Origin of the sequence: Bathymodiolus japonicus methanotrophic gill symbiont, from assembly GCF_019721995.1 — a bacterium.
In the GTDB taxonomy this organism is placed as follows: Bacteria; Pseudomonadota; Gammaproteobacteria; order Methylococcales; family Methylomonadaceae; genus Methyloprofundus.
Map to the genome: position 1 here is coordinate 285,858 of NZ_BLYC01000003.1, position 25,919 is coordinate 311,776.

General features: G+C 41.9%; 35 protein-coding genes and 5 pseudogenes. 16 read left to right on the forward strand and 24 right to left on the reverse strand.

Annotated elements, in window-relative coordinates; translation table 11 throughout:
• Window positions 1-126: 126 nt before the first annotated feature.
• The gene (locus K6984_RS06645; protein ID WP_221894770.1) at window positions 127-456 is read right to left on the reverse strand and encodes a hypothetical protein; all 330 of its coding nucleotides are present in this window, start codon (window positions 454-456) and stop codon (window positions 127-129) included.
• Between K6984_RS06645 and K6984_RS32750 the strand changes: the two genes are divergently transcribed.
• Together K6984_RS32750 and K6984_RS06650 are read left to right on the forward strand one after the other, a co-directional pair.
• Window positions 434-562: a hypothetical protein gene (locus tag K6984_RS32750; protein ID WP_263458596.1), complete on the forward strand. Its 129-nt coding sequence runs from the start codon at window positions 434-436 to the stop codon at window positions 560-562. The genes K6984_RS06645 and K6984_RS32750 overlap by 23 nt on opposite strands.
• Before the next feature lie 27 nt (window positions 563-589).
• A complete protein-coding gene (locus K6984_RS06650) occupies window positions 590-733 on the forward strand; it encodes a hypothetical protein (RefSeq protein ID WP_221894771.1) in 144 nt (47 codons plus the stop codon).
• Here K6984_RS06650 and K6984_RS06655 read toward each other — a convergent pair.
• Complete coding sequence (locus K6984_RS06655) at window positions 689-1,045, reverse strand: hypothetical protein (RefSeq protein ID WP_221894772.1); 357 nt, start codon at window positions 1,043-1,045, stop codon at window positions 689-691. The two genes, K6984_RS06650 and K6984_RS06655, sit on opposite strands and share 45 nt — an antisense overlap.
• Window positions 1,000-1,149 (reverse strand): hypothetical protein, encoded by a 150-nt coding sequence (locus tag K6984_RS06660; protein WP_221894773.1) that lies wholly within the window; start codon window positions 1,147-1,149, stop codon window positions 1,000-1,002. Before K6984_RS06660 ends, K6984_RS06655 begins: the two co-directional genes overlap by 46 nt.
• Window positions 1,150-1,161: 12 nt before the next feature.
• Here K6984_RS06660 and K6984_RS06665 point away from each other — a divergent pair, with 12 nt between their 5' ends.
• A complete protein-coding gene (locus K6984_RS06665) occupies window positions 1,162-1,308 on the forward strand; it encodes a hypothetical protein (RefSeq protein ID WP_221894774.1) in 147 nt (48 codons plus the stop codon).
• On the opposite strand, the gene K6984_RS06670 is transcribed toward K6984_RS06665, so the two are convergent.
• A complete protein-coding gene (locus tag K6984_RS06670; protein ID WP_221894775.1) occupies window positions 1,270-2,088 on the reverse strand; it encodes a transposase in 819 nt (272 codons plus the stop codon). The genes K6984_RS06665 and K6984_RS06670 overlap by 39 nt on opposite strands.
• Before the next feature lie 145 nt (window positions 2,089-2,233).
• On the opposite strand from K6984_RS06670, the gene K6984_RS06675 reads away from it, so the two are divergent.
• Window positions 2,234-2,542 carry a hypothetical protein gene (locus tag K6984_RS06675; protein WP_221894776.1) on the forward strand — a complete coding sequence of 103 codons (309 nt, stop codon included), beginning with the start codon at window positions 2,234-2,236 and terminating at the stop codon, window positions 2,540-2,542.
• Between the two features lie 658 nt (window positions 2,543-3,200).
• Here the strand turns inward: K6984_RS06675 and K6984_RS35660 are convergent.
• From K6984_RS35660 to K6984_RS06705, 7 genes and pseudogenes are all read right to left on the reverse strand, one after another.
• Window positions 3,201-3,959 (reverse strand): transposase, encoded by a 759-nt coding sequence (locus tag K6984_RS35660; protein ID WP_338024465.1) that lies wholly within the window; start codon window positions 3,957-3,959, stop codon window positions 3,201-3,203.
• A 54-nt stretch (window positions 3,960-4,013) separates the two neighbouring features.
• Window positions 4,014-4,103 (reverse strand): annotated as a pseudogene (locus K6984_RS32760) (helix-turn-helix domain-containing protein); the annotation flags it as partial.
• Between the two features lie 11 nt (window positions 4,104-4,114).
• Window positions 4,115-4,273 (reverse strand): hypothetical protein, encoded by a 159-nt coding sequence (locus K6984_RS06685; RefSeq protein ID WP_221894778.1) that lies wholly within the window; start codon window positions 4,271-4,273, stop codon window positions 4,115-4,117.
• A gap of 143 nt (window positions 4,274-4,416) precedes the next feature.
• On the reverse strand, window positions 4,417-4,761 hold the full coding sequence (locus K6984_RS06690; protein WP_221894779.1) for a helix-turn-helix domain-containing protein: 345 nt from the start codon (window positions 4,759-4,761) through the stop codon (window positions 4,417-4,419).
• A gap of 142 nt (window positions 4,762-4,903) precedes the next feature.
• The gene (locus K6984_RS06695) at window positions 4,904-5,314 is read right to left on the reverse strand and encodes a hypothetical protein (protein WP_221894780.1); all 411 of its coding nucleotides are present in this window, start codon (window positions 5,312-5,314) and stop codon (window positions 4,904-4,906) included.
• Complete coding sequence (locus K6984_RS06700; RefSeq protein ID WP_221894278.1) at window positions 5,251-5,415, reverse strand: hypothetical protein; 165 nt, start codon at window positions 5,413-5,415, stop codon at window positions 5,251-5,253. The genes K6984_RS06695 and K6984_RS06700 overlap by 64 nt, the downstream gene beginning before the upstream one ends.
• 500 nt (window positions 5,416-5,915) lie before the next feature.
• Window positions 5,916-6,469, reverse strand: a pseudogene (locus tag K6984_RS06705) (transposase); the annotation flags it as partial.
• A 94-nt stretch (window positions 6,470-6,563) separates the two neighbouring features.
• Between K6984_RS06705 and K6984_RS06710 the strand changes: the two are divergent.
• The 4 genes from K6984_RS06710 to K6984_RS06720 are packed head-to-tail and all read left to right on the forward strand — an operon-like array spanning window position 6,564 to window position 8,148.
• Window positions 6,564-7,208, forward strand: coding sequence for a helix-turn-helix domain-containing protein (locus K6984_RS06710; protein ID WP_221894782.1), 645 nt, complete (start codon window positions 6,564-6,566; stop codon window positions 7,206-7,208).
• Window positions 7,157-7,285, forward strand: coding sequence for a hypothetical protein (locus K6984_RS32765; RefSeq protein ID WP_263458596.1), 129 nt, complete (start codon window positions 7,157-7,159; stop codon window positions 7,283-7,285). The genes K6984_RS06710 and K6984_RS32765 overlap by 52 nt, the downstream gene beginning before the upstream one ends.
• A gap of 27 nt (window positions 7,286-7,312) precedes the next feature.
• Window positions 7,313-7,486, forward strand: coding sequence for a hypothetical protein (locus K6984_RS06715; RefSeq protein ID WP_221894783.1), 174 nt, complete (start codon window positions 7,313-7,315; stop codon window positions 7,484-7,486).
• On the forward strand, window positions 7,438-8,148 hold the full coding sequence (locus tag K6984_RS06720; protein ID WP_221894784.1) for a transposase: 711 nt from the start codon (window positions 7,438-7,440) through the stop codon (window positions 8,146-8,148). The genes K6984_RS06715 and K6984_RS06720 overlap by 49 nt, the downstream gene beginning before the upstream one ends.
• Before the next feature lie 40 nt (window positions 8,149-8,188).
• Here the strand turns inward: K6984_RS06720 and K6984_RS06725 are convergent, their stop codons facing one another.
• Both K6984_RS06725 and K6984_RS06730 read right to left on the reverse strand, forming a co-directional pair.
• Window positions 8,189-8,464: a hypothetical protein gene (locus tag K6984_RS06725; protein WP_221894785.1), complete on the reverse strand. Its 276-nt coding sequence runs from the start codon at window positions 8,462-8,464 to the stop codon at window positions 8,189-8,191.
• A 215-nt stretch (window positions 8,465-8,679) separates the two neighbouring features.
• Window positions 8,680-9,288, reverse strand: a complete 609-nt coding sequence (locus tag K6984_RS06730) for a transposase (RefSeq protein ID WP_221894786.1) — start codon at window positions 9,286-9,288, stop codon at window positions 8,680-8,682.
• A 12-nt stretch (window positions 9,289-9,300) separates the two neighbouring features.
• On the opposite strand from K6984_RS06730, the gene K6984_RS32770 reads away from it, so the two are divergent.
• Window positions 9,301-9,435: a hypothetical protein gene (locus K6984_RS32770; RefSeq protein ID WP_263458662.1), complete on the forward strand. Its 135-nt coding sequence runs from the start codon at window positions 9,301-9,303 to the stop codon at window positions 9,433-9,435.
• A 197-nt stretch (window positions 9,436-9,632) separates the two neighbouring features.
• Here K6984_RS32770 and K6984_RS06735 read toward each other — a convergent pair whose 3' ends face one another.
• The 5 genes from K6984_RS06735 to K6984_RS06755 all read right to left on the reverse strand — a co-directional run bounded on the left by K6984_RS06735 (window position 9,633) and on the right by K6984_RS06755 (window position 15,233).
• Window positions 9,633-11,327: a BatD family protein gene (locus K6984_RS06735; protein WP_221894787.1), complete on the reverse strand. Its 1,695-nt coding sequence runs from the start codon at window positions 11,325-11,327 to the stop codon at window positions 9,633-9,635.
• A 212-nt stretch (window positions 11,328-11,539) separates the two neighbouring features.
• A complete protein-coding gene (locus K6984_RS06740) occupies window positions 11,540-13,183 on the reverse strand; it encodes a DNA recombination protein RmuC (protein ID WP_221894788.1) in 1,644 nt (547 codons plus the stop codon).
• 29 nt (window positions 13,184-13,212) lie between these two features.
• On the reverse strand, window positions 13,213-13,527 hold the full coding sequence (locus K6984_RS06745) for a glycerophosphodiester phosphodiesterase family protein (protein WP_338024466.1): 315 nt from the start codon (window positions 13,525-13,527) through the stop codon (window positions 13,213-13,215).
• Between the two features lie 185 nt (window positions 13,528-13,712).
• Window positions 13,713-14,874 (reverse strand): IS3 family transposase gene (locus tag K6984_RS06750; RefSeq protein WP_420831648.1). Its coding sequence is split into 2 segments (ribosomal slippage): window positions 13,713-14,610 and window positions 14,609-14,874, totalling 1,164 coding nucleotides; the frame shifts between segments, so codons are not numbered across the junction.
• Between the two features lie 47 nt (window positions 14,875-14,921).
• The gene (locus K6984_RS06755; protein WP_221894791.1) at window positions 14,922-15,233 is read right to left on the reverse strand and encodes a hypothetical protein; all 312 of its coding nucleotides are present in this window, start codon (window positions 15,231-15,233) and stop codon (window positions 14,922-14,924) included.
• A 439-nt stretch (window positions 15,234-15,672) separates the two neighbouring features.
• Here K6984_RS06755 and K6984_RS36040 point away from each other — a divergent pair.
• The 3 genes and pseudogenes from K6984_RS36040 to K6984_RS06765 all read left to right on the forward strand — a co-directional run.
• Window positions 15,673-16,074 (forward strand): annotated as a pseudogene (locus tag K6984_RS36040) (class I SAM-dependent methyltransferase); the annotation flags it as partial.
• A gap of 61 nt (window positions 16,075-16,135) precedes the next feature.
• Window positions 16,136-16,264, forward strand: coding sequence for a hypothetical protein (locus K6984_RS32775; RefSeq protein ID WP_263458600.1), 129 nt, complete (start codon window positions 16,136-16,138; stop codon window positions 16,262-16,264).
• Window positions 16,265-16,291: 27 nt separating this feature from the next.
• Window positions 16,292-16,450 carry a hypothetical protein gene (locus K6984_RS06765; protein ID WP_221894792.1) on the forward strand — a complete coding sequence of 53 codons (159 nt, stop codon included), beginning with the start codon at window positions 16,292-16,294 and terminating at the stop codon, window positions 16,448-16,450.
• 124 nt (window positions 16,451-16,574) lie between these two features.
• On the opposite strand, the pseudogene K6984_RS06770 reads toward K6984_RS06765, so the two are convergent.
• Window positions 16,575-17,907 (reverse strand): annotated as a pseudogene (locus tag K6984_RS06770) (IS701 family transposase).
• A 1,286-nt stretch (window positions 17,908-19,193) separates the two neighbouring features.
• Here K6984_RS06770 and K6984_RS06775 point away from each other — a divergent pair.
• A complete protein-coding gene (locus K6984_RS06775; protein ID WP_221894793.1) occupies window positions 19,194-20,876 on the forward strand; it encodes an NAD-dependent malic enzyme in 1,683 nt (560 codons plus the stop codon).
• Window positions 20,877-20,956: 80 nt separating this feature from the next.
• Here the strand turns inward: K6984_RS06775 and mnmE are convergent, their stop codons facing one another.
• The 5 genes from mnmE to rpmH form a co-directional block, all read right to left on the reverse strand.
• Window positions 20,957-22,303 (reverse strand): tRNA uridine-5-carboxymethylaminomethyl(34) synthesis GTPase MnmE, encoded by a 1,347-nt coding sequence (gene mnmE, locus K6984_RS06780; RefSeq protein ID WP_221894794.1) that lies wholly within the window; start codon window positions 22,301-22,303, stop codon window positions 20,957-20,959.
• A 196-nt stretch (window positions 22,304-22,499) separates the two neighbouring features.
• A complete protein-coding gene (gene yidC, locus K6984_RS06785; protein WP_230987952.1) occupies window positions 22,500-24,071 on the reverse strand; it encodes a membrane protein insertase YidC in 1,572 nt (523 codons plus the stop codon).
• A gap of 53 nt (window positions 24,072-24,124) precedes the next feature.
• Window positions 24,125-24,352: a membrane protein insertion efficiency factor YidD gene (yidD, locus tag K6984_RS06790; protein ID WP_221894796.1), complete on the reverse strand. Its 228-nt coding sequence runs from the start codon at window positions 24,350-24,352 to the stop codon at window positions 24,125-24,127.
• Window positions 24,334-24,702, reverse strand: coding sequence for a ribonuclease P protein component (gene rnpA / locus K6984_RS06795; protein ID WP_221894797.1), 369 nt, complete (start codon window positions 24,700-24,702; stop codon window positions 24,334-24,336). The genes yidD and rnpA overlap by 19 nt, the downstream gene beginning before the upstream one ends.
• A 2-nt stretch (window positions 24,703-24,704) precedes the next feature.
• The gene (rpmH, locus tag K6984_RS06800; RefSeq protein ID WP_221894798.1) at window positions 24,705-24,839 is read right to left on the reverse strand and encodes a 50S ribosomal protein L34; all 135 of its coding nucleotides are present in this window, start codon (window positions 24,837-24,839) and stop codon (window positions 24,705-24,707) included.
• Between the two features lie 306 nt (window positions 24,840-25,145).
• On the opposite strand from rpmH, the pseudogene K6984_RS06805 reads away from it, so the two are divergent.
• The 3 genes and pseudogenes from K6984_RS06805 to K6984_RS32785 form a co-directional block, all read left to right on the forward strand.
• Window positions 25,146-25,346 (forward strand): annotated as a pseudogene (locus tag K6984_RS06805) (magnesium chelatase domain-containing protein); the annotation flags it as partial.
• 202 nt (window positions 25,347-25,548) lie between these two features.
• Window positions 25,549-25,677 (forward strand): hypothetical protein, encoded by a 129-nt coding sequence (locus K6984_RS32780; protein ID WP_263458596.1) that lies wholly within the window; start codon window positions 25,549-25,551, stop codon window positions 25,675-25,677.
• A gap of 27 nt (window positions 25,678-25,704) precedes the next feature.
• Window positions 25,705-25,833 carry a hypothetical protein gene (locus K6984_RS32785; protein WP_263458663.1) on the forward strand — a complete coding sequence of 43 codons (129 nt, stop codon included), beginning with the start codon at window positions 25,705-25,707 and terminating at the stop codon, window positions 25,831-25,833.
• Window positions 25,834-25,919 lie beyond the last annotated feature (86 nt).

The window sequence follows — 25,919 nt, forward strand, 5'->3', positions numbered from 1 at the left end:
TTGAGGCCGTGAAACTAACCTCGCCCGCTGAAAATCATGGAAACGGAGCTTAGCGAAGTGGTGATTTTTAGTCCCTGATACTCGATGTTCAAGTTTTTCCATCCCATTGCCATCAAACTCTTACCTTCACCCAGCAGAACAATACTTTAATGATGCTGTTGGCTCTAAGCGCCCTAAATCTCTGCCAATCATATGTTTTCCTGATGGCATCAGTTGAAACACATCCTTTATTAATTCACCTAACTCTTTCAGCTTATCACCAGGTTCTGGAAACTCTAGCAATGACGTGATGAACTCAAGCAGTACATCCATTTGAGACTTGCGCTGTAAGCTTCCTACGGTATACGCAGGTAGTTTGCATTCAATGCGGGCTATTTGCTCTGGGTGAAGGAGAAGGCAATGGTCAAACAAAAGACGCGGGGAGTCGCTATTTTTGCGAAAGCTTGTTTTGGGCATCCCAGCCCAAGCAAGCAGCAAAAACTTAACGCGACCACTTATGCCTCCGGCGGCCCCGATTCGTCCTCGTCACCTCGTCCCGACCCAACAAGGGGTCGGAACATAGGCTCCAAATGACTTGACGCCGTGTCGGATGGCCTTTTATTTTGTCTCCACCTTCGCTAACGCTCAGACTCCGACAAAACAACGACCCTACGGCTATCGCGGACTAAAAATCATCACTTCGCTTAGGCTACGTTTCCCTGATTTTCAGCGTCAGAATCAGGCCACGGCTTGATCCCTCTTCATCTAATTGTTTGGCTTCACGCCCCCATCCTTCATAAAGCTTCCAGTCCTCAAAGAAAACCTCAATCAGCCATCTCAACGTATAGGCTTGAATAATATCTTGTGTGCGCCAAGTCAGGTCTGTCGCCACTAAATAGCGATAGTCGTTTTCACCGTCATATTTTAAGGCAATGACAAAGCGTTTTTTACTGTGAGAACTCACCTTCAATCGTGCACTGCTGACAGTCACTTTAATCTCTTTGCCGCCACGTACACGTATTATCTGATCAATGCCTTTGTTAATCGAATTAAACAGGCGCGCCATGCTACCTCACGAAATTCCGGGACTCCTGTCGCCGTAATTCGTTCACCTACGCAGCGAATAGGAGATGCTCCAGCCGCCCTGCGTCCGCCACAGACTGAGCACAAAGCAGCTCAGTCATGGCTACCTCAAATGGCTCTACGGCTATTCGGGATAAAATTTTAGCCTCCCTCGCGCGCTATCGCGCACTTCGGATTGGCAAATTTCCCTGCGCCTTCTGGAGACTATCAGCCCGTCCGGGGCTGACAGCGGTAGCTCTCGACTGACCTTATTCTACCTCTATATTCAATATTTTGGTTTTTACGTAATTGGCTAATCACCTGCGAGCCTCCAGATTCTTTAGCGGCTTCGTCCATAAAGGCTTTTTCACCATACAGCGCATCAGCCAGTACGCCTTTAATTTTAATCAGGCTATGCGCAACTTTAAACTCTTTTAATAAGCCTAATGCAATCTCTGTTTTGGTCGGGTAGGCACTGTCACGTTCAGGCTTAATAGGCCGATCTTTTTTTGCTATACCGCTCTTTTTCAACCGTTTATCTTCTTTATCCCACTGCTTTAAGGCTGGATCCGGCATATAAAAGAAAAAACCGACAGGCACTGTAATGGATGAGGTAACTAGCAGCAATAATACTATCGTTTGTCCATTAACATACCCGCCGGAGCCTTTGTGTTTCTGCTTGTAAACCTTATAAATACGTTTTGTAGACTTAGATCGTGCTCGGTCTGATTCATCAAAGGCCAACACACCTTCAGTAATGCCATAACGTTTTAAAATTAAGACCACACTCACCCGTAGCAACCAGTCACAGGGTATACTTGCTTTACGAAACACCCAGGATAATGCGGCTACTTTGCAATCTCCAAGGCTTGCTCGCTCAAACTTAGCCCAGCAAATAGAGTTCATTAGCAGTATGCCCGTTAAACAAGTGCCCAACCAAGCGGCTTGAATCCGTGTCAAAGCGGCTCTGGGTTTTAGCTGATTGAGCGCATCATTTAAATCGTCAATATAGCTTTGGATAAAGGTGGCTGGGACATTCATTAACATGGGCTTACACCGATAAAATTACAACAACCTCAGAATACCTGATTTTACCTTCTCAATATCAAAAACTTGAACATCGAGTAACACTAAAAGTAATTTCAAGGAAACTAAAGCTTGGTCTTCCAATACCCACTCACTTGAAAATCAAATGCGCCTGACTGCAATGAGCTATAATTTAATGCGCGTGTTTGAAGAGATTTCAAAAACACAACAGCCAGAATTGATTCATCCATCGGATAAAAAATATAGCGAGGCTCTGGAGATTAGGCAGCAACAGGCTCAAAAACGAGATCGTTTTGTGACCCCATTATTTTTCCAGGCAAGAATATCTCGTATCAGCTCGTATACCATTCGGGCAGTTCAAAACGCAATAATAACAGGAATGTCTTTACAGTGCTTTATGAGCTCTCTTGTGGCGAGGTTAGTTTCACGGCCTCAATTGATAGGGGAACACTGATGTTGAAAATAGCAAGCGTAGAAATGAACTAGAATCTTACTTGAATTTACTACGGGAAGATGACTTTAGCTGAAGTTTCCCAATAATTATTTATGGTAAAATTGAAACTATGCTACAACTATATGAAAAAAATAGTCTTTTCATTCGTTTCAAATGCTATTGCCTAAGGGGAATTAAGTAGGGGTTTGCTATAAACATGGCAAAACCACCTAAAATAAACCTCGATACACCAGCATTGTGTATTTCAGCTACTCAATAATTGGGAAACTTCAGATGACTTTAGTATTCTTCCTTTTTGAAAAAATGCAGCCGAATGGCTAGCCGAAGAAAGAGCTCGCTTAAAATCTAAAGGCATCATCCCCGCAAAATATGACAGTGAAATTGCTGCAGTAGCAAGTGTTAATCAACTTGTCTTTGTTACTCGAAATACTGAGGACTTTAAGGATTTTAATGGTTTGCGAGTCGAAAACTGGTTTGATTAATTGCGTATTAACTAGCACCTATTGAGAGTTGTATTAAATGAACTGTGTAACTCTTCCCTTGCAGGAATAGGTGAAGAAAATAATTCCTAAATGAAACATATCAAACACAAAATTGCGTCTCAAGAAACTTATATAGTTTCTCAGATAAATAATTTCCAAATTTGGAGCGCTTAAACTTAGGCGGTAACAACGAAATCTTCCCGCAATTTTTGCATAACACAAATCACTTTACTGGCATCATGCATATAAGTGTTAAAAGTTTGCACAACTGAATCATGAAGATCTTCAAAAGTTTTAAAATACTTCATATGAGTCGAATCGCGTTTCGTATTTTTCCATAATTTCTCAATCGGATTAAAATCCGGCGAGAACGCAGGGAGACGTTCTACTGTCAAACGATCTACATTAGCTAACTTAAATTCCTTAATAACACCGCTTCCATGATACGGGGCACCATCTTCAATTAGAATAATCTTGCCTTTATAATAAGCCAGCAATTGTGTTAAAAACTCAACATAGCTTTCACCATTAAAACGCCCAGATGTTTCAGCGTGTTGTAATATCATTGGCTTATAACTCTCGATTAAGACGTTGTCGGCAATAGAATATATCGCTTCCATAAAAAGCTTCTGTGTTGGATATTTCTCATTTTTTAAGCTTTTAAGAATAGCTAAAAATTCTTGAGGCAGCCCAGCTTCTTTTAAAAGTCTAAGTGACTTTGGTTTTATCTCATAAGCCAATGATTCTCGGTATTGAAAACTCCCTCCTTCGAGTTCGATCGTACCAAACATTTTCAACCCTTTTCGAATCCCTGATGTTTTCACTGTGGGTTGCTCTCCTATTGGAGCCCAGGTTCGTGCCAATGAACCCCACATAGCAAATGACACCTCATCACCGAATAAAACGACACTCTTTTCTTCTACCGCCTTTTCCATAATGGCAGGCAATGTTTCTTCCAGCCACGTTTTTCTTTCAAGCTCGTACTTTTCTTCTTCTTGGCGATCAGTCACAAAACGAGCTTTTTGATAACTGAAGCCCAGTTTTTTCATTAGGCTTGATAAATAGTTCAAGTTATAACGAACTTCAAATTTTAACCCATCTTCGTCACTTTCATCTTTCTAAGCCATTGATTCATCGGTTTAAGCGATTTTTTGTCGAAAATTCTCTTTAAAATCAATGGTGTTTTTTTTGAAAGTTTTGTAGTGCCATTTATATTATTTTTGTTGATAAATTCATTGACTTTTGTCAAAAAAATCATCATTATTTGAGTGTAATTTACATGCTACAAAAATACTCTAAAAAATCCAACGTTTTATACAAAAACACAAAATCTGTAGTGCCAACTAGCTACTTTTTAAAATTTCAACCAATTGATTTATAACAACTACATCATCAATAGTGACGAAGATGGGTTAACCAAATAAGCTCGGCAATCATCGCAGTATTCCATATTCCACAATGAAATCCATTGTCTTCTGGGCCTTTCTTTATCAACTCAACCAATTTATTTTTCTGGTCTTTAGTTAACTTTGACTTCCGACCACGTCCTTGATAGTGTTGCCCTATTAACCAACCGACACCTTTATGCATGAATGTTTTCAGCCAATTTATAATGGTTTTTTCACAGACTCCCATTAGGCGTGCTATTTCTTTGATTCCCATGCATTCACTGAACCAGAGTAGAGCTTGAGTTAATCGACATAAACAAATATTACTTAGCTTGAGAGCTGTCGCCATATTTTTTTTAGTCGGTCTACAATTGACTTTGAAAAAGTGAGGGATACCATTTTTGACTGTTTCCGTTAGTGTTGGGACGAAAATTATAAGCCAGTTTCCCCTCTGTCGTTTTTGTTTGTTCGTAAATTAATTTTCTGAAAGTCTATAGGTGAATTAATAAAGGATGTGTTTCAACTGATGCCATCAGGAAAACATATGATTGGCAGAGATTTAGGGCGCTTAGGGCCAACAGCATCATTAAAGTATTGTTCTGCTGGGTGAAGGTAAGAGTTTGATGGCAATGGGATGGAAAAACTTGAACATCGAGTTTAAGATAATCAATGCCTTGCGATAGCAGTGTTTCAGCGTGAAGATGATAGCTCTGCTGTTCAAATGCCTCAAGCATACTTGTTCGTCTATGCGACTTCAGTGATTTAAAATACGTTGAGTGGGGAAGTAGCTGGCCATAAATCTGTTCATTGGTTTGGAGGAAATGGCGACCACTATCGACTACACTGATACAGCGTAATAACCCAAGGCGAATAAAGTCGATATATCCTTCAACTCTGGGCATGAACGAGCCCACAAAGGATGACGCTCTGCTAACAGGGCACGTTCCATACTTTCATTGCAGTGTTGGTGAATATGTTCAGAGAGTGGTAGGTCTTTAAGCATGGGTGATATCCGTTTATGAGGTGATTAAAACGGAAATTTTTAAAAAATTCTTTCGGCAATTGCAAGCTTTATTCGAAATTATTTGTTGTTTTTTTACGGTGCCTACAGAGTGTCTATTTGCTGTTATAAGTGATTAAAATCAAAAAGATGGAAATATTCGAGTGGTGCTACCTTCAGGTAGGTTATAGGCTGCTTTGTTTAGGTACTTCTTCTTTCAATGGGAACACTGATGATTAAGACAGTCATTTTTACAGGTATTGTCCTAGAACTGAAGTTTCCCAATTATTGAGTAGCTGAAATACACAATGCTGGTGTATCGAGGTTTATTTTAGGTGGTTTTGCCATGTTTATAGCAAACCCCTACTTAATTCCCCTTAGGCAATAGCATTTGAAACGAATGAAAAGACTATTTTTTTTCATATAGTTGTAGCATAGTTTCAATTTTACCATAAATAATTATTGGGAAACTTCAGTTTCAAGATAGTTTTCGCCTAAATTATTTAAGCCGCTTCATCAATCCTGTCAGGATTTAATGAAACTGGCTCTGTAGCATCCCAGTTTCTGGTTGAGCCAGACCATCTGGAAGGTTTTTCTTTTTTCTTCTGGAGATATAATTTATCTCGCATTTCAAGAATATTTTTGTCTTTTCCTTCATGTCGTTCCGCAGGTGTGACGAATTTTATTTTGCTGTGCCGGTGCTCGTTGTTATACCATTCGACAAAGTTACCTACCCATTCCCGGGCTTCATCAAGACTATCAAAGCCACTGCCAGGCCAGTCAGGACAATACTTTACCGTTCTAAACAAAGCTTCAGAATAAGGGTTGTCATTACTCACTCGTGGGCGGCTGTATGAGCTGGTTAAGTTTAAATCATACATTTTGCTGCGCAAGGTGAGTGATTTCATTGGTGCGCCATTATCAGAATGGAGCACCATGGGTTATACATCATTTTTTCCTTTAATAGGCTACGCTCAAGTAGTGTAGCGGCATCTTCGCCACTTTCTTGTTCATACACTTCAGCCCCGACTATTTTTCGGCTATAAATGCCCTCTATAGACTTTCAGAAAATTAATTTCCGAACAAACAAAAACGACAGAGGGGAAACTGGCTTATAATTTTCGTCCCAACACTAACGGAAACAGTCAAAAATGGTATCCCTCACTTTTTCAAAGTCAATTGTAGACCGACTAAAAAAAAATATGGCGACAGCTCTCAAGCTAAGTAATATTTGTTTATATCGATTAACTCAAGCTCTACTCTGGTTCAGTGAATGCATGGGAATCAAAGAAATAGCACGCCTAATGGGAGTCTGTGAAAAAACCATTATAAATTGGCTGAAAACATTCATGCATAAAGGTGTCGGTTGGTTAATAGGGCAACACTATCAAGGACGTGGTCGGAAGTCAAAGTTAACTAAAGACCAGAAAAATAGATTGGTTGAGTTGATAAAGAAAGGCCCAGAAGACAATGGATTTCATTGTGGAATATGGAATACTGCGATGATTGCCGAGCTTATTTGGTTAAAATTTGAAGTTCGTTATAACTTGAACTATTTATCAAGCCTAATGAAAAAACTGGGCTTCAGTTATCAAAAAGCTCGTTTTGTGACTGATCGCCAAGAAGAAGAAAAGTACGAGCTTGAAAGAAAAACGTGGCTGGAAGAAACATTGCCTGCCATTATGGAAAAGGCGGTAGAAGAAAAGAGTGTCGTTTTATTCGGTGATTCGGGGAGTCGCTATTTTTGCGAAAGCTTGTTTTGGGCATCCCAGCCCAAGCAAGCAGCAAAAACTTAACGCGACCACTTATGCCTCCGGCGGCCCCGATTCGTCCTCGTCACCTCGTCCCGACCCAACAAGGGGTCGGAACATAGGCTCCAAATGACTTGACGCCGTGTCGGATGGCCTTTTATTTTGTCTCCACCTTCGCTAACGCTCAGACTCCGAAAAAACAACGGCCCTACGGCTATCGCGGACTAAAAATCATCACTTCGCTTAGGCTCCGTTTCCCTGATTTTCAGCGGAGGTGTCATTTGCTATGTGGGGTTCATTGGCACGAACCTGGGCTCCAATAGGAGAGCAACCCACAGTGAAAACATCAGGGATTCGAAAAGGGTTGAAAATGTTTGGTACGATCGAACTCGAAGGAGGGAGTTTTCAATACCGAGAATCATTGGCTTATGAGATAAAACCAAAGTCACTTAGACTTTTAAAAGAAGCTGGGCTGCCTCAAGAATTTTTAGCTATTCTTAAAAGCTTAAAAAATGAGAAATATCCAACACAGAAGCTTTTTATGGAAGCGATATATTCTATTGCCGACAACGTCTTAATCGAGAGTTATAAGCCAATGATATTACAACACGTTGAAACATCTGGGCGTTTTAATGGTGAAAGCTATGTTGAGTTTTTAACACAATTGCTGGCTTATTATAAAGGCAAGATTATTCTAATTGAAGATGGTGCCCCGTATCATGGAAGCGGTGTTATTAAGGAATTTAAGTTAGCTAATGTAGATCGTTTGACAGTAGAACGTCTCCCTGCGTTCTCGCCGGATTTTAATCCGATTGAGAAATTATGGAAAAATACGAAACGCGATTCGACTCATATGAAGTATTTTAAAACTTTTGAAGATCTTCATGATTCAGTTGTGCAAACTTTTAACACTTATATGCATGATGCCAGTAAAGTGATTTGTGTTATGCAAAAATTGCGGGAAGATTTCGTTGTTACCGCCTAAGTTTAAGCGCTCCAAATTTGGAAATTATTTATCTGAGAAACTATATCATATATAAATAGTAGAACTGACCCACGATGGGTGTTGGCATGTAGCTGATATCCCACGTCCATACCTGGTTCGCTTTTTCTGCGATATAACTCGTTGGTTTGGAGGTGTTTTTGCGCTCTTTAGCCCGCCCTCTATGTGTGACTTGTTCTGCTTTATGCAACACTCGATAAAATGATGATTCGGAGGCAATGTAGATGCCTTTGTCTGCCAGGATAGGGACGATTTGACTCGGTGGTAAATTGGCATACTCGTCCTCATTACAGGTCATTAAAATAGCAAGTTGCTCATATTCGCTTAATTTATTATTAGGAGATGGGCGTATGGCATCCGACCTTCTATCGGCCTCTACTCCTCCGTTAACTTGCCAGTTTTGTAAGGTACGAATGCTGATACCAACAATATTACAGACTTTGCCCTTTCTGGCACCTTGTTCAATAGCTTCATTGATCCATGTGACATAATTTACGCGCTCTGAGTGAGGAATTAAGCGTCCTCGTTTTCCTCCCAGAGCGCATCCAGCTTTTTTCTAAGCACCAATAAGGCCGCTGTTTCTGCAAGTGCTTTCTCTTTGCGATTAAGCTCTTTCTTTAATTTTTTGTTTTCACTACGTAATTGTTTTAATACGTTTCTATCTGTTTTTTCTTGCGTCACGTTTTGCTCTGATCCCTTAATAAAATGGGTCTTCCAGGACTCAAGTTCAGCTTTATAAAGCCCACGTGTACGACAATATTCATTACACTCTTGCTCGCTCAGGGTACTTGTTTCTATAATGGCTGATAATTTTTTCTCGGTTGTCCACTGTATAGGAGAATGGCTTGTGTTTTTAGTGTTTTTGCACTTCTTATCAACATAAGTTTGCTTCCACGTATACAGCGTTCCGTAAGGAATATTTTCGGCCTTAGCTAATTCAGGTACGCTCATATTTAAGGGGGGAAGCATTTTGTTAATGATGGCATCTTTCGCTGTCAGCCCCGGACGGGCTGATAGTCTCCAGAAGGCGCAGGGAAATTTGCCAATCCGAAGTGCGCGATAGCGCGCGAGGGAGGCTAAAATTTTATCCCGAATAGCCGTAGAGCCATTTGTGGTAGCCATGACTGAGCTGCTTTGTGCTCAGTCTGTGGCGGACGCAGGGCGGCTGGAGCATCTCCTATTCGCTGCGTAGGTGAACGAATTACGGCGACAGGAGTCCCGGAATTTCGTGAGGTAGCATGGCGCGCCTGTCTTTCTTTTGGGTATTGAGTTGTCATGGTTTTATTTTTCCGCCCCTTGTTTGAGTTATTATTTTTCAAATAAGGCGAAAACTATCCTGACACGGGGGGTAACTGTGCGGCGGAGGACGCTCACCCAACAGGTGCCCCGTTTTTACGATCATTAGTATAATAATCATTTATAGCAGTCAACTGCGTTTTCAGCATTATTATTAGTATGAAAACAGCCTAAATATTAAACAAGGGCTGTAGCGGATCATCCTGAGCAGATTTTCCCACATCAGCTGACTGATGCTTCTGAAAAGCTTCCCAGAGCTCTTCACCTTGCCATTCTTCTGCTTTAGCACTATATAAAGCCGTATTCAGGGCTAGTATTTCTGCCTGTAAAAGCGGTTCACATTGCTCCGCAATTTTGCTGAGACTGGATTGCTTGAACTGCTCACGCCCCCATTGGAATAAAGCATCTTTAGCCATTATCGATGCATTTTTTGCACAGGCTTTTTGTAGATCTTTTTCTGCTGATGATTTTTTCGCTGTTGTATTTTGGCGCTTTGCTGTCTGAGCCTTTTTTCTAGATAAAAAATACACTAATGTAAGCAGCCAGCCACCAGCAAAAAATATGGCTAACCAGAACCATAAGGAACTTGCGTGCTTTACGCCACTTGCTTCCAGCTGTTCATTACTGTCAGATGTAACCGGTGCTGGCGTAATAATTGGCGGTATCGGCTCTAATCCAGGCGCTGAGTCAGTTGCATCAATCGCGGTAATAGTGCGCTCGGGAATACGCGCTATTTCCATTTTCCGAGTATTGGTATTCCACCACGGAATTTCAATGGCTGGCAAAGTATAGCTACCCGTCTGACCAGGAATCAGTGCGATTTTCTCTTCCCTAAAGGCGAGAACCCCATCATTTTTAGCCTCTTCATTTAAAACAGGCTGGTCAGGGTAGGCTTTTAAATGTTGCAGCATATTATCGACAAATAATTCAGGTAACACTCCGACTGTCGCTCCATCGGCATATAAAGTAATGGTTCGGGTAATCGGCTGACCGACAGCTATTTGCTCTAGCTGGTCAGTCCATTTTTCCTGTAATGCAATCTGTTTAGCGGGTAACCAGTTTGATCCAGCGCCCGCAGGTTTAGCTTTTACAGTCAACTCAACCGCATTCGATACTACCCGTTTTGTGCGTGTACGTTGCCGATTAAAAAAGCTATTCATCCGGCGTTGACCAGGAAGAATAACTTCGGCGGTCAGGGTCAGCGGCTGTATGGTCATAGTGCCACTTTTTTGTGGGAAAATGGCATATTTACGTTCTGTAACAACATAGTCCTCCCCCTGAAACCGGGTATTGTAATTCTTGTCTTCACCCAGTTTTTCGATCACTGCATCCTGTAATTCCGGCTCGGTTAAACTTGCCTGGGAAATATTGACTTTACGCAAGAGCTTTAAGGTATAGATGACCTGTTCTTGTATATAGGGCTGGGTCGAGTCAACTTCAACCTGTAAAACTAAATCTTCATTCGTCTGTCCGGCAACTTGAGCATTGTTAGCTTCATTAACAATCACCGCAGCAAACTGACTGCTATCCTGGCCAAAGTTAATCGCGGGAATAACCAGACTACCCTCTCGCTTTGCCATCACGGTTAAAACCCACTGTATGGACTTGGTTTTTTCCCAGTTGATAATCTGTACTGATTGTTGCTTCGATTGATTTAAAATATCAAAGTCCTTTTCCAACGGAGCAAAGTCGGGTTCACCATCGGGGTCATCATTTGCGGTAAAGGTAAGCTGGAAAGATTCTTGCAAATTAACTGGATTACGATCGACACTCACGCTGATATCGGCAGCAAGTATCGGCTTTGCAAGATTTAATAACAAAAGCAACAATAGCGAAAAAAATCTAAATTTATTGAAAAAAATCATAGTTGTCTGATAAATGAAGTATGTAAAAACGGTGTATCTTTTACCTGGAAGAGTGTGCAGGTATTGCGGATTGAAGCTCTAAATACAAGGCCCAGTAATTTATTAAATACATCAACAAACAGGAGTATAAAAGCTTTAGCTTTTTTCTAGAATCTCTAAGGCTAATACACTCCACACATGTTGAGCCTGGTTTCAGCGTTTAACCTTGCTATTCAATCCGCTGAGTTATTGGCCGGGCTATTCAGAATATCTAATGAATCAGCAGCTTTGTCAATCTCCAATGTTTCAACACCACGGAGTTTACGCTCCATCGCGCTAGTCCGTGTCGATTGCAAATTCTCCAGCGAACTTGAGGCAGTATTGAGTTGTTTTTGCACCTTGTCTAGTTGCCCGGCATATTTAACGAATTCAGTTTTTACTTCTGCTAACACCTTCCAGACTTCACTACTGCGTTTTTGTACCGCCAGCGTTCTAAAGCCCATATGCAAGCTATTGAGTAGCGCAGATAAGGTCGTAGGGCCGGTAATGGTGATTCGGTATGTGCGCTGTAATTTCTCAAATAATTCTGGGTGACGCAAGACTTCTGCATACAGGCTTTCCACCGGTAAAAACATAATTGCGAAATCAGTGGTATTGGGTGGATCGATATATTTTGTACTGATATCTTTGGCAAAACCTTCTATCGCTTTGAGTAATTGTTTTTGAGCCTGGTCAATTTTAACCTGATCGCCTGCCTCTATTGCCTGTAATAATAATTGATAGCTCTCAAGTGGGAATTTGGAATCAATCGGCAACCAGACGACTTTTTCATCGGATTTACCAGGTAGTTTAACGGCATATTCGACATTCGCCTGACTGCCTTTTTTGGTCGCCACATTAACAGCGTATTGCTCAGGCGCAAGCACTTGCTCTAGAATATTACCTAGTTGATATTCCCCCAGAATGCCCCGTGTCTTGACATTTGAGAGCACTTTTTTCAGATCACCAACACCAACTGCCAGATTTTGCATCTCGCCTAGCCCTTTATGCACCAGTTCTAGGCGCTCACTCACTAGCTTGAAGGACTCGCCCAGCCTTTTTTCCAGCGTCTCATGCAGCTTTTCATCTACAGTTTTACGCATCTCACCTAGTTGTTGCGTATTATCTTCGCGAATCGCTTTTAGTTGTTTTTCAATAGTTTCCCTGATCTCAACTATACTGGTTTTTTCCTGTAGGCTCGCGGCCAGTTGCTGGGTTTTCAGGTCAGCAAATTTATGCCCCAGTTGCTCGGTAAATTCTTTATTCACCAAAGAAAACTTCTGTTCAAATGATTTTAGACTGGCATTTAGCTCCTGCCGGTTTTCTTTCGCATCACTTGTAATGCTTTGCTCAAACGCATTTAATTTATCCTGAGTTTTTTCCCTAAACTCATCCTGCTTTTTATTCAGAGCTTCACTGGTTTCCTGAAATGATAAACTAACACTGCGCTTAAGTTCACTAGAGTTACGAATCAAATTTTCTGATAATCCACTGAGCGAGGTTTTAAACGTATCTAATTGACGGCTTTGCCCACTACTATTTTCACTAACCCGTTTCAATAGCGTATCTTGAAAGCTGATAAATAATCCGTTTATTTCACGCCGGTTATCAGCACTGACATCGCGTAATTCTTTACGCGACTCACTTAAGCCTTGTTTTAAGCTGTCTTCATTTTGCTGCAGCAAGTTGACCAGTTCGAATTTAATTTGTTCCACATTAGATTGAGATAATGCGTTCACTTTGCGTAATACGAACAACTGCAACAATAGACAGGCTAGCAATAAAATGCTGCCTATCGTGACAAATATAAAAAGTGGATCCAGGGTTAATTCGTTCATTTAGTAGCTATATTTAGTGTAATTATTTACTATTCTCCAGTTTCAGGTGATACGCCCAGAGTTTCGGCTAATTCCAGCATAACGCGCCCGATAGCGGGCATATTCGCACGATGCTGCAGAACCATCCGTGCAACAGCTGGTTTATCGGTAATAAGCCCATCTACACCCCGGCCAATTAGCCTGGAGATCGTCGGTGCATCATTGACCGTCCAGACAAAAACCTGCTTGGAATTATCATGCACCGAGCGCACGAAGCTGCGACTGGAAAGATCCAGATTTACCGCAAAAAAGTCAGCATCTGCATTGCTTAAGTATAATACTCCCCATTGTCCAGACCAATTTATTAAATAGTTAAGATAGCCCTTCCCTTTTTATATTAATAATTTGTTATTATTGCGCCGCAGGCGTTTTGATACTACTCTTTGCCGACTGCGGTGAAATGTGGTCAAAGGGTGAATTAGTGTGGGTAAGTTCGTGGGAAACGGCTTTATCGTTTTCCATCAGCTTATCCACACGTTCCGTAGGAAATTCACGCTTTGTCCACATGGAGTCCGCCTGCAGGGACTCTCACGTATAGACCGTTTTTTTTATAATAAACCTCCACTGGCGTTCGATAGTCCAAGGACTGATGAATTCGCCTGTGATTGTAAAATTCAAAATAGTCTTTCAGCCCTAAATATGCTTCATTCACTGTCTGAAAGTCATTCAGATAGACCTTTTCATACTTGACTGATCGCCACAATCGTTCAACAAAAATATTATCCAATGCGCGGCCTCTGCCATCCATGCTAACACGGATTCCTTTCTCCAATAAGGGCCCTGTAAATCGATTCGTTGTGAATTGACTTCCCTGGCCCGTATTAAAGATTTCACACTGTGATGAACTTAGTGTTTCATTAAGGGCTGCTATGCAAAAGTCTGCGTCCATTGTCGTACTTAACGCCCAATTAAGTACATATCGGCTATGCCAGTCAATAATGGCCATCAGATAGACAAAACCATGCTTCATGCGGATGTAGGTAATATCCGTACTCCAGACCTGATTGCATCGCTCGATCTGCAGGTTCCTCAGTAAATAAGGATAGATCTTATGCTCTGAGTTGCCATGACTTAGTCTTGGCTTTGGATATACCGCTTCCAGCCCCATCTGCCTTAGTAACCGTCTCACTCGCTTCGGATTGACCTGGTGCCCTTGAGATCTCAAATGCTCCGTCATTTTCAAGACACCGTAAAAGGGTGTTTCGGTATATTGTTTATCCAATTCATGCATCAGCATCAGGGTATAGTCATCTATGCCAACGGGTCGGTAATATAAACTTGACCTGTTGATGCTCAACAAGCAACACTGCTTTCTGATACTTAACTCTGAATGACCTGGCTCTATCCACATTTTTCGAGTCGCAAGTGGAAGAGTCATAGATTTTTTTTAGAAAATCATTCTCTACTTCCAGTTGCCCTATCTGCTTGTACAGATCGTCAACTAAAGCCTGCTGGTCATTATCCTGTTGTTTCCTTTTAGTCGAGAATGCTTCAGGAATAACCTCTAATACAGCTTTTTTCCAATTGTTGATTTGTGTTGCATGAATACCATATTTCGCGGTAATTTCAGCTCTTGTCTTTTCCCCTTTTAGTACGTCTAATACCACTTTTACTTTGGTTTGCGTACTATGCTTCTTCCGATTTATGGTCATTTCTTAATCCTCAGTTTTGAGGGCAAGATTCTATCTTAAATGCTGGTCTAGTTTTTGGGGATCATTATATTGGCCTGTAACACGCCCATTAATGCCGTCTGCTCAAAGGCTAAAATCCCCAGCGATATAGCACCGACAACAATCACACTAACCCAACCTATGGGTTCTAGCAAAAAGTACAGGATATCTTCATCGGCAAGCACAGCTCTACCGGAAAGACTGAGCATGGTGCGAAATGCGATACCGACAACCGAGGAAAACACCAGGAAGCTGATAAATTTGTAGAAAAGGTCGGTTATTAGCAAAGTCTTCCATGTAGCTCGAAAGTCTCTACTTGCCGCGCATAAAATTTGATTCAAAGTACTACCACCGTTGCTGCGTGTTTTTTTATTATTGTGCTGAAAATAGCCCTTACTGTCAAAGTCAGTAAATTAACTGAAGTTTCCCAATAATTATTTATGGTAAAATTGAAACTATGCTACAACTATATGAAAAAATAGTCTTTTCATTCGTTTCAAATGCTATTGCCTAAGGGGAATTAAGTAGGGGTTTGCTATAAACATAGCAAAACCACCTAAAATAAACCTCGATACACCAGCATTGTGTATTTCAGCTACTCAATAATTGGGAAACTTCAGTAAATTAATTACCCTTGTTTCATTTATAATAAGCCTGGGAGCGAGAATTCAATAATCCCCGCGCCTTAGCACAAACATGAGGTAGCATAATGCACACAGATTTTTGGCTCGAACGCTGGCAGCAAAACCAGATAGGCTTCCATGACAGGAAGTCAACGCCCATTTACAAAAATTCTGGGAGTCCCTAAACATTCCGGGTAATAGTACGATATTTGTACCCCTGTGCGGAAAGAGCAGAGATATATTATGGTTACTGTCGCAGGGTTATCATGTTGTCGGTGTAGAAACCAGTCCATTAGCGGTAGAAAACTTTTTTGCTGAAAACAAACTGGAAGCCATGATCTCAGACTGCGGCGCATTTCGACTCTGGGAAGCAGATGGTCTGAGCATTTATCAGGGCAATTTTTTCGATCTGGGTTGCACACAACTGGATGAATGTAACGCAATATATGATCGGGCAGCTCTGGTTGCCCTACCTACAGAGACGCGCCAGGAATACACCCAGCACCTAAATAATATTCTACCCAAGCTAACTAATATTTTATTAGTTAGCTTGAATATGCACAGCATGAAATGTCCGGCCCACCCTTCTCTGTCGATGAAAATGCGGGGAGTCGCTATTTTTGCGAAAGCTTGTTTTGGGCATCCCAGCCCAAGCAAGCGGCAAAAACTTAACGCGACCACTTATGCCTCCGGCGGCCCCGATTCGTCCTCGTCACCTCGTCCCGACCCAACAAGGGGTCGGAACATAGGCTCCAAATGACTTGACGCCGTGTCGGATGGCCTTTTATTTTGTCTCCACCTTCGCTAACGCTCAGACTCCGACAAAACAACGGCCCTACGGCTATCGCGGACTAAAAATCATCACTTCGCTTAGGCTCCGTTTCCCTGATTTTCAGCGGAAGTTCATCACTTATTCGGAGACACATTTGCCATAGAGCTGTTGGGTACAGAAGATAGCCTGCAGCACAATGAAAATTTCAGGCAGCGCGGCTTAAGCAGTCTAGTGGAAAAAGTTTACAGACTGAGTTATTGTTTAGACTGAAGTTTCTTAGAAATTCATCAAGCAACCATTCGCAATAAAACGGCTACCACCGAATTTACAGGGGAGCTGCTGTATTTGGGGCAAACCCTTTCAAAATCCGGATCCAAAGCCGCTTCGGCAATGATGCGGCGGATATCTGAAAATGCGAAACTGGCTCACCCCTTCACTTTGTGCCGACGTTCCGGATCGGTTTTTAAACGATCCGCGTAAATCCACGTCAGCGTTGTTGCCATCATACAGAAGTTCAAATGGTTGGTCACTGCCTGCGCATTTCGACACTGACTTTTCTGACTCCCTATGTCTTGCTTGAGCGCTTTGAACCCGGATTCGATTTTCCATCGCGCACCATAATACTCAATAATCTGTGTGACGGATAAACTTAGATCGGTCGTAAACAAAGCAATCCACTGTGTGCGACGAAACACCCAGACAACCTGAACGGGTCGTTTCAATGTTTTCAGCATGACAACGCGACTATAAGCCCTGACTTCACGCTGTTTTCCATAGAGATTCACGGTATACGATCGGGCCTTTTGTTGTACTGTTTTTGCCATGTCTGTGGCTGCCCCCAGACGCTGCCCGTACTTTTTATTCCGCCCCCTCTGCTTGGGTTTTCTTTTTTCTGGACGATCGTACAGTACATTATTGCACCTTAACCTAGAGAGAATATTAAACCGGCTTCCGATAGCTTTGTAAACAGGCTTCCATAGGCCATTGTTGCCAAACCAGCTATCAGTGACTGTCAATATCGGAGCGGTGGAAAAATGTTCTGCAATTGCAATCAGCATTTGAGCCGCCTGAGTCATCTTGGTCTGGAAAGGAACGACATCACCTCTTATCGTGGCGGTTTCTTTTTTTGCCTGAATTGTTTTTAAGGGCAGATAAAATCGGAAATCTAAAAATAAGCACGCCCAGCGACCTTTGACCTGTTTCAGCAACCCTACCGATACAATGTTTTGTGCCCATGGATATTTGCTTTGATTCGATTTGGCCGCGTGGTCAAAAATGGCTTCACAGCCGAAGATATTTTTGCCTACTTTAGTGATAATGGAGTCATCCAGTGCAACCAATATGCGCCCATCTGTTTCAGGAGACGGAATCAGCTCCCAGATAGTTTTCCACAGCCCACGGCAAAGTTGAAGAAGCCATGAAAGTGTAAAAGCGCTTATTCTTGATCTCAAACCCAAACAACGTATCAAGGCAACGCCAAAGATTAGAGGTCATTGATGACGTAAAAGGAACGATAATAGACAGGATCGTGTAAACAAACAGAGAGGCTCGTTCGCGGCCTAAAGTGGTTTCGGAAAAATGATCTTGAAGCGGGAGTAAAATATCGCGTAAAATGAACATGAATGAGGCCGGTTTGTTTGTATAATCAATGTGTTAGAAACTTTCATTATACACTAAAACCAGGCCTCATTCACGATTAACCTGTTGTTTTTAAAAAGAGTTCAAGGCTTTTAGTCAACGGAACGCCATTAATATTAGTAATATCTAATATTTCAGAAAAATAAGCATTAGCTGATATTCTTATGCTTTAAAAACTAGGAAACTTCAGTTGTTTAGATTAGGTTACCTGTCATCTAAACCATAGCTGAAATATCGCCAGAAACTACCTAAACTGATAAAATACTATTTTGTTGTTCTATGAAGGAGAGATGCTTGCAATGACAAATACTAGCCCTGACTATACTCAACAATTACATAATGAAATCGAGCAAACCCCGGAAGAATATCGGCCGTTGCTACTTCATAATGTCACACCTTACGGGAAGGTGTGACATTACCTTCAGCAGAAGAAAGTTTCCGCGAAGGCTGGCAAGATGTAATAGATGACAAAACCCACCCAATTGATACCTTATGGAACGGGATAGGTACTTAATAATCGATGGAAATCGAGTACACATACGCATTTAAACGTCAATTAAACGTCTGGCCCGTCGGTACAGACAAATTAAAAAAGACATAGTACCAGTCATCAACGCACTTCTTGCTGATAAAACTCCCGGCGTTCAGATTATTGGAACGGATTATACGCTTTACAAAGTTCGCGTAAAAAATAGCAATAGCCAGCGCGGAAAAAGCGGAGGTTATCGGATAACTGAGGTTTCCCAATTATTGAGTAGCTGAAATACACCATGCTGGTGTATCGAGGTTTATTTTAGGTGGTTTTGCCATGTTTATAGCAAACCCCTACTTAATTCCCCTTAGGCAATAGCATTTGAAACGAATGAAAAGACTATTTTTTCATATAGTTGTAGCATAGTTCCAATTTTACCATAAATAATTATTGGGAAACTTCAGTCGGATAATTTATTACCTTAAAACTAATACCCGATGCAAACTCGTTACTATTTATTCAAAGTCTGATCAAGAAGATATTTCATTAGATGCCCTCAATCAATTGCTAAAATAAATTACAAAAAAATTGATTTAGAGTAGCGCATAAGTCTAGAAGTATCTGTACCTAACACCACTACAGCGAATGATTTTCGAGTACAAAGCAACAACATCCCACATTATCATTTAACTCTAATAATTAAGTGAACCAACGAATAGATTTATTTTATTACAATAACCCTGTGGGCGGTTTAACATTATTCTGATCACACTTCAGCAAATAAATTAAGATAGTAATGACCAAAAAACGCCCTTTATATACAAGCTATGCCGGACCGATTTTGCTAGAAACAGCATTATTAAACAAAGGTTCAGCGTTTTCTGCGGCTGAAAGGCAGGAATTTAATCTGGATGGCTTGCTACCCACCGCTATTGAAACTATTGAAGAGCAGGGAAAGCGCGCGTACTATCAATTCTCCCACCTTAGAAATGACCTGAATAAGCATATCTTTCTGCGCACTATTCAGGACGCTAACGAAACACTTTATTACAACCTGCTGATCAAGCATCTTGAGGAAATGATGCCCATTATTTACACCCCGACTGTAGGTCTGGCCTGTCAGCAATTTTCCCGTATTTATCGGCGTAAAAGAGGCTTATTTATTTCTTACCCTGAGCGGGAAAAAATAGCTGTTATGCTTAGGAATCTGGATAAAGATAATGTCAAAGTTATCGTGGTGACAGATAGCGAACGTATACTCGGATTAGGCGATCAGGGCATAGGCGGCATGGGCATACCTATAGGTAAACTGGCTCTTTATTCAGGATGCGGTGGCATCAGCCCCGCCTATACTTTACCTATTACTCTGGATGTAGGAACAAATAACAAAGAACTGCTGGATGAGCCTATGTATCTGGGCTGGCGACATGAGCGGGTGACCGGAGACAAGTATTTCAACTTTGTCGATGCGTTTATTCAAGAGCTTAAACTGCGCTGGCCCGATGCAATGGTACAGTTTGAAGATTTTGCTCAGGATAAAGCAACGCCCTTATTAAAAAAATATCAGCATGAACTATGTTGTTTTAATGATGATATTCAAGGCACAGCTGCAGTCACAGTGGGCACTTTACTGGCAGCCTGTCATGCTAACAACACATCTATAACGGAGCAGCGCATCGTTTTTGTTGGTGGAGGGTCAGCAGGTTGCGGCATCGCAGGACAGATTGTTGCGCATATGATAAAAGACGGCCTGAGTGAGCAGCAGGCACTGAGTCATATCTACCTGTTTACCCATCTTGGCTCGTTAACAACAGATATGGAACACCTGCTCGATTTTCAGGAAAAATTTGCCAAAGACCCAGCTGAAGTTTCTTCCTGGCGCAATGATGGAGGCGCTATCACTTTATTAGATCTGGTACGTGAAACTAAGCCGACGATCTTGATAGGCGTATCTGGTCAAGCGGGTTTGATGACTGAAGCCATTATCAAAACCATGTATGCACACTGTAACAAGCCTATCATACTTCCACTTTCCAACCCTACATCGCATGTAGAAGCAGTACCCGAAGATATTATCACCTGGACCGAGGGCAATGCCATAGTGGCAACGGGTAGTCCTTTTGCACCGGTTGCATATCAAGGAAGACAGCATGTGATCCCCCAATGTAATAATAGTTATATTTTTCCAGGGATAGGCCTGGGCGTTATTGCCAGCTATGCAAACCGCGTTACTGAAAAGATGTTTATGGTTGCCAGTGAAACCCTCGCAGAATGCTCACCAATCACTAATGGTAGCGGCACAGAACTATTACCTGCATTAAGTGAGATAAGAGATCTCAGCCTTGCTATTGCACTAGCTGTTGGTCTACAGGCAATAAAAGAAGAGGTTGCGCCAGCAGCCACTCATGAAGATCTGCAAAAAAGCATTCAGGCTAACTTTTGGCAGCCCGAATACCGGGAGTATCGACGTAAAGTGTAGCTCCGCCCAACGTCATAAATGGCTTCAAGTGAACCTGAATGCACGTGTTATACTTAATATTGCGCGAGCAAAACCCTGGCTTACTTTCCAATACAAAAAGAGCTAAAAATCTTGCCTAAAAGATCGTCAGAGGTAAATACACCGGTGATTTCTGCAAGGTGGTTTTGGGCTTGTCTAAGGTCTTCGGCAACTAGCTCACCTGCCTGGTGGTGTTGTAACTGAGCAAGCGCATTTTGTACAAATGCCTGGCCTTTACTTAAAGCTTCGATATGTCTGCGTCTGGCGATAAAAACATTATCGGCTGCGCCATCAAAGCCAACACTTTGCTTTAGGTGTTGCAGCAATAAATCCATGCCGATGTCTTTTTTTATCGATAGATAAATTTGCGTGCCATCCTCGCTTTCCTTAATCGCAGGCGCAAGCTCACGTAAGTCAATTTTATTGTATATGCGGGTTAAGCTGATATGTTCAGGCAGGGTTTTTAACAGACTATCGGGTTCTGGGTCATTGATATCAATCAGCAGTAAAATTTTATCAGCTTTTTGAATTTCTGCATGAGCGCGGCGGATGCCTTCTTGTTCTACCGCATTATCACTGTCATGCAATCCAGCTGTGTCGATAATATGCAGCGGCATACCATCTATCTGTATGCGCTCTTTCAACACATCGCGCGTGGTTCCTGCTATATCGGTAACAATGGCGGCTTCATGCCCGGCAAGTGCATTCAGCAGGCTAGATTTACCTGCATTAGGCTTTCCTGCCAACACCACTGTCATGCCGTCGCGTAATAAGCGCCCCTGCTGCGCTGTGTCCAGAATTTTTTGTATGCTTTTTATCAAACGGATAACCCGGTTTTCAACGATGCCATCGCCGAGGAGGTCGATTTCTTCATCGACAAAATCTATCGCGGCCTCTACATAGATACGCAGCTCGGTTAGCTCTTCCACCAGTTCATTTACTTGCCTGGAAAAAACGCCTTGCATGGATTGCTGTGCTGAACGAGCGGACTTTTCGGTGCTACTTTCTATCAGATCAGCAATGGCTTCTGCCTGTGCCAGATCCAGTTTTCCGTTTAAAAATGCGCGTTCTGAAAACTCACCTGGCTTGGCCATTCTTGCACCCAGCGATAAAATTCGCTTGAGTAGCATATCCATAATCACTGAGCCGCCATGCCCCTGAATTTCTACGGTATCTTCACCGGTAAATGATGCCGGTTTAGGAAAGAACAGCGCTAAGCCCGAGTCTATGATGCTGTTATCCGTATCATGGAATGAGCCATAGTGAGCATGGCGGGGCTGCAATTCTAGCTGGGTTAGTCGCTTCGCTATTTGTTTGGCGTTATTTCCGGATATTCTAATAATACCTACGCCTGCATTTCCTGCAGGGGTGGCAATTGCCGCTATGGTGTCTTGGTGGGTGATATGCATAATGGATCAGTCAATAATATTCAGTCCCTGCTAGTGTATTTCTGTAGGGCGTGGCTTTAGCCCGCAATATCTAAGTGTTTGTTGAAAGGCGGGCTAAAGCCGCGCCCTACCTCTATCTTTTTGCGTCTAATCTTAAAACAAAAAAGCCGAATCAGCTTTACGCTAATTCGGCTTTTGGTGTTGATTTTTGCTATATTTAGCCTTCGCCAACAATCTTTTTGGTGATAAACCACTGTTGAATAATCGACAGGGTATTATTTGTTACCCAGTATAAAACCAGCCCTGATGGGAAGAACAAGAAAAATACGGTAAATACGATGGGGAACATACGCATGATTTTTGCTTGTAATGGATCAACAGGCGCAGGGTTTAAACGTTGCTGAATAAACATTGTGATCCCCATGATCACTGGTAAAACGAAGTAAGGATCTTTGACCGATAAGTCATGAATCCACATTATAAATGGCGCTTGCCTTAATTCTACGGTTTCAATCAATACCCAGTACAGTGAAATAAATACCGGGATTTGCACCATGATGGGTAAACACCCTCCCATCGGATTTACTTTTTCCCTGCGGTATAAATCCATCATTTCCTGGTTAAAGCGCTGCCTGTCTTCGCCGTAGCTTTCTTTTAGCTGCGCAAGGCGAGGCTGCAATTTACGCATTTTCGCCATTGATTTAAAACTGGCTGCAGATAATGGGAAGAATAGTAATTTAATACAAAAAGTGACTCCCATAATTGCAAATCCCCAGTTACCAATATATGAATGAATATAATTCAATAAGGAGTAAATAGGTTTACCAATAATCGTTAACCAGCTGTAATCAACTGTTAATTCCAGGCCTGGTGCAACCGCTTCCATCATCGGCTGGATCTTAGGACCAGCAAATAACTGACTGTTAAAAACCAGGCTGCTATTCGCAGCAGCCGTTGTTGGGTTCGAATAAGAACCCACAACAAAGCGTGAGTTACTCAAGGCCTTGGTAAAATAATGCTCCTCATTTTCTGCAGGTGGCACCCATGCAGTTGCAAAATAATGTTGAATCATCGCTGACCAGCCACCTACACTTGAGGTTTTCACGTCTTCTTCAGCCATGTCGTCAAAGTCAAACTTCTGGTACTTGTCTTCTTCTGTATAGATAACAGCACCTGCAAAGGTACGAATAAAGGTATTACCTTTGCCATCACTAAATGGCACTCTCATCAATTGAGTATATTGACGACCAGTCCAGTCATTATCAGAGCGGTTATCGATTTTTTGTTCAAGAGCAATAGCATAACCGCCTCGGGTAAAGGTATAGGTCTTGGTATAGCTTATGCCGCTATTATCCGTCCAGCTTAAAGGCACGACTAAGGTATTTTCACCTTCACCAAGCTGATAACTTGCCTGTGCAGAATGTAATTGGGTGTTGTGGTTAGGTAGCTTGACTGACTGCCCGCTTGTTAAAAGGCCACTCTGACCTAAAAACAGTCTTTCAGGGCGACTGTCAAACAGGCGAATTTTAGCATCCTCTCCCTTATCTACAGTGTAGTCCAGCAAGCCCAGGTTACGAAATGTCCCGCCTTGTGTATCTATCTCGATCCGGTAAACATCCGTGGTAACCGTAATAATATTATCGGCTACATTTTCAGAAAATGGCAGTTCAGCGGCATCCGGATTATTATCTGCATCAATAGCAACCGGGTTGCCATTCGCATCAATCGTTGTTTGTGCGGTAACTTCTGGCTTTGGGCCATAGTCTAATTGCCATGCTTCCCATAACATTATAGAAATCATCGACAGAATGACGATGAGTACAAACCTTATATTCTCCATTTTTACTTACCAGTTTTTTTGGGTACAGGATCATCAATATCACCATGATAAAAAGGGTGACATCGTAGTAATCGTTTAATTGTGAGATAGGAGCCACTTATCGCGCCATGCGTAGAAATGGCTTGTATAGCATAGCTCGAACAAGAAGGATGAAAGCGACAATGACTGCCTAGCATCGGACTTATAAAATATTTATAAAATCTGAGTAAGGCTATGAGTATGTAGCGCATCGCTTAATTAATTTAAGCCAGTGTTTATCAAGAGAGGCCTGAAGTATTTTTGAGTTCGCAGTTGCCGCGTCCCTGCGTGCCATTACAACAAAATCGAGATTTGTAATTTCATGTTGTTGTAATCTAAAGCTTTCCCGAGCAGATCGTTTGATTCTATTTCTATCAACAGCACGTTTGACATTTTTTTTAGCAATGGCAAGACCTAAGCGTGGATGGTCTAGCTCATTAACGATGGCAAGTACTGTAAAATATTTGTCGGTAGATCTTTCCGCTTTAACGAAAACACGTTTAAATTCAGCCGGCTCTCTTAACCGCAGCTGCGGTGGAAAACAAGCGGCTTTCGGTGTCAAGCTTAAAGAGCAAGTGTGTGACGGCCTTTTCTTCTACGTGCGTTAATGACATTCCGGCCACCACTCGTTGCCATTCTTGCGCGAAAGCCATGAGTACGCGCGCGTTTTATTTTGCTTGGTTGATAAGTTCTTTTCATTCTGAGAGTTCCTTAGCTATAGGGTAAAAATTGGATAAAAAAGATCTGGAATTCTATGAAATTATTGAGCATTTGTCAATATACATGACTGCTTATTTATATAAGCCTGTATATACTAGCACAAAATACCGGTTATACCAGGTCATGATTTTCCTGCATTTAAGAGTGTTGCAACTGAACATAATTAGATTACAAATATGCAATGTATTGCTGAAGATTAAGATGTAGATAAAAAAACATTCCCGGTAACAGGTACAATAATCACTATTATTCTTTAGCCCTGTTTGAAAAATCAAGGAACTCAAGATGTTACTTGCCATTGCCTATAGTCGAGGTCGATCAGGGATTAATGCGCCACTGGTCACGGTGGAAGTGCATATATCCAATGGCTTGCCTGCGTTAAATCTGGTTGGACTCCCGGAGACGGCGGTTAAAGAAAGTAAAGATCGGGTTCGCGGTGCAATTATCAACTCGCACTTTCAATTTCCCATGCAGCGCATCACTATGCTACGAAAGAAAAACAGGAATTAATTCGGTATGGATATCATGAATCTCAATTAGAAACTGGCGAATATTTAAGCCTTTGATTTTAAAGGATACAATTAGAGCAAGGTTACTGGTGGCTTTTGTTTAGATGCTTAATATAGCCAAAGGAGAGAAGAGTTTAATTTTGTTTTTTATAAAGAGTATTTGCGGGGAGTCGCTATTTTTGCGAAAGCTTGTTTTGGGCATCCCAGCCCAAGCAAGCAGCAAAAACTTAACGCGACCACTTATGCCTCCGGCGGCCCCGATTCGTCCTCGTCACCTCGTCCCGACCCAACAAGGGGTCGGAACATAGGCTCCAAATGACTTGACGCCGTGTCGGATGGCCTTTTATTTTGTCTCCACCTTCGCTAACGCTCAGACTCCGACAAAACAACGGCCCTACGGCTATCGCGGACTAAAAATCTTCACTTCGCTTAGGCTACGTTTCCCTGATTTTCAGCGAATGTAGAATATCTAAAAATTATCAAGGGAAATTGCTCTTCAAGAGTTCAAATACTGCCAACATTACATTAAAGCTAAGGCGCTGAAAGTATT

Excerpts from the sequence above, each read along its gene's own strand:
- K6984_RS06725 (WP_221894785.1), bottom strand. The coding sequence starts at position 8,464 with ATGACCTGTAATGAGGACGAGTATGCCAATTTACCACCGAGTCAAATC.
- K6984_RS06715 (WP_221894783.1), top strand. The coding sequence starts at position 7,313 with ATGGCCTTTTATTTTGTCTCCACCTTCGCTAACGCTCAGACTCCGAAA.
- K6984_RS06775 (WP_221894793.1), top strand. The coding sequence starts at position 19,194 with ATGACCAAAAAACGCCCTTTATATACAAGCTATGCCGGACCGATTTTG.
- K6984_RS32785 (WP_263458663.1), top strand. The coding sequence starts at position 25,705 with ATGGCCTTTTATTTTGTCTCCACCTTCGCTAACGCTCAGACTCCGACA.
- rpmH (WP_221894798.1), bottom strand. The coding sequence starts at position 24,839 with ATGAAAAGAACTTATCAACCAAGCAAAATAAAACGCGCGCGTACTCAT.
- K6984_RS06655 (WP_221894772.1), bottom strand. The coding sequence starts at position 1,045 with ATGGCGCGCCTGTTTAATTCGATTAACAAAGGCATTGATCAGATAATA.
- K6984_RS06645 (WP_221894770.1), bottom strand. The coding sequence starts at position 456 with ATGCCCAAAACAAGCTTTCGCAAAAATAGCGACTCCCCGCGTCTTTTG.
- K6984_RS06700 (WP_221894278.1), bottom strand. The coding sequence starts at position 5,415 with ATGCTTAAAGACCTACCACTCTCTGAACATATTCACCAACACTGCAAT.
- K6984_RS06650 (WP_221894771.1), top strand. The coding sequence starts at position 590 with ATGGCCTTTTATTTTGTCTCCACCTTCGCTAACGCTCAGACTCCGACA.
- K6984_RS06675 (WP_221894776.1), top strand. The coding sequence starts at position 2,234 with ATGCGCCTGACTGCAATGAGCTATAATTTAATGCGCGTGTTTGAAGAG.
- K6984_RS06740 (WP_221894788.1), bottom strand. The coding sequence starts at position 13,183 with ATGAACGAATTAACCCTGGATCCACTTTTTATATTTGTCACGATAGGC.
- K6984_RS06670 (WP_221894775.1), bottom strand. The coding sequence starts at position 2,088 with ATGTTAATGAATGTCCCAGCCACCTTTATCCAAAGCTATATTGACGAT.
- yidC (WP_230987952.1), bottom strand. The coding sequence starts at position 24,071 with ATGTTATGGGAAGCATGGCAATTAGACTATGGCCCAAAGCCAGAAGTT.
- K6984_RS35660 (WP_338024465.1), bottom strand. The coding sequence starts at position 3,959 with ATGGAAAAGGCGGTAGAAGAAAAGAGTGTCGTTTTATTCGGTGATGAG.
- yidD (WP_221894796.1), bottom strand. The coding sequence starts at position 24,352 with ATGCGCTACATACTCATAGCCTTACTCAGATTTTATAAATATTTTATA.
- K6984_RS06735 (WP_221894787.1), bottom strand. The coding sequence starts at position 11,327 with ATGATTTTTTTCAATAAATTTAGATTTTTTTCGCTATTGTTGCTTTTG.
- mnmE (WP_221894794.1), bottom strand. The coding sequence starts at position 22,303 with ATGCATATCACCCACCAAGACACCATAGCGGCAATTGCCACCCCTGCA.
- K6984_RS06730 (WP_221894786.1), bottom strand. The coding sequence starts at position 9,288 with ATGGCTACCACAAATGGCTCTACGGCTATTCGGGATAAAATTTTAGCC.
- K6984_RS06695 (WP_221894780.1), bottom strand. The coding sequence starts at position 5,314 with ATGCCCAGAGTTGAAGGATATATCGACTTTATTCGCCTTGGGTTATTA.
- K6984_RS06765 (WP_221894792.1), top strand. The coding sequence starts at position 16,292 with ATGGCCTTTTATTTTGTCTCCACCTTCGCTAACGCTCAGACTCCGACA.
- K6984_RS06665 (WP_221894774.1), top strand. The coding sequence starts at position 1,162 with ATGGCTACCTCAAATGGCTCTACGGCTATTCGGGATAAAATTTTAGCC.
- K6984_RS06710 (WP_221894782.1), top strand. The coding sequence starts at position 6,564 with ATGGTATCCCTCACTTTTTCAAAGTCAATTGTAGACCGACTAAAAAAA.
- K6984_RS06690 (WP_221894779.1), bottom strand. The coding sequence starts at position 4,761 with ATGGCGACAGCTCTCAAGCTAAGTAATATTTGTTTATGTCGATTAACT.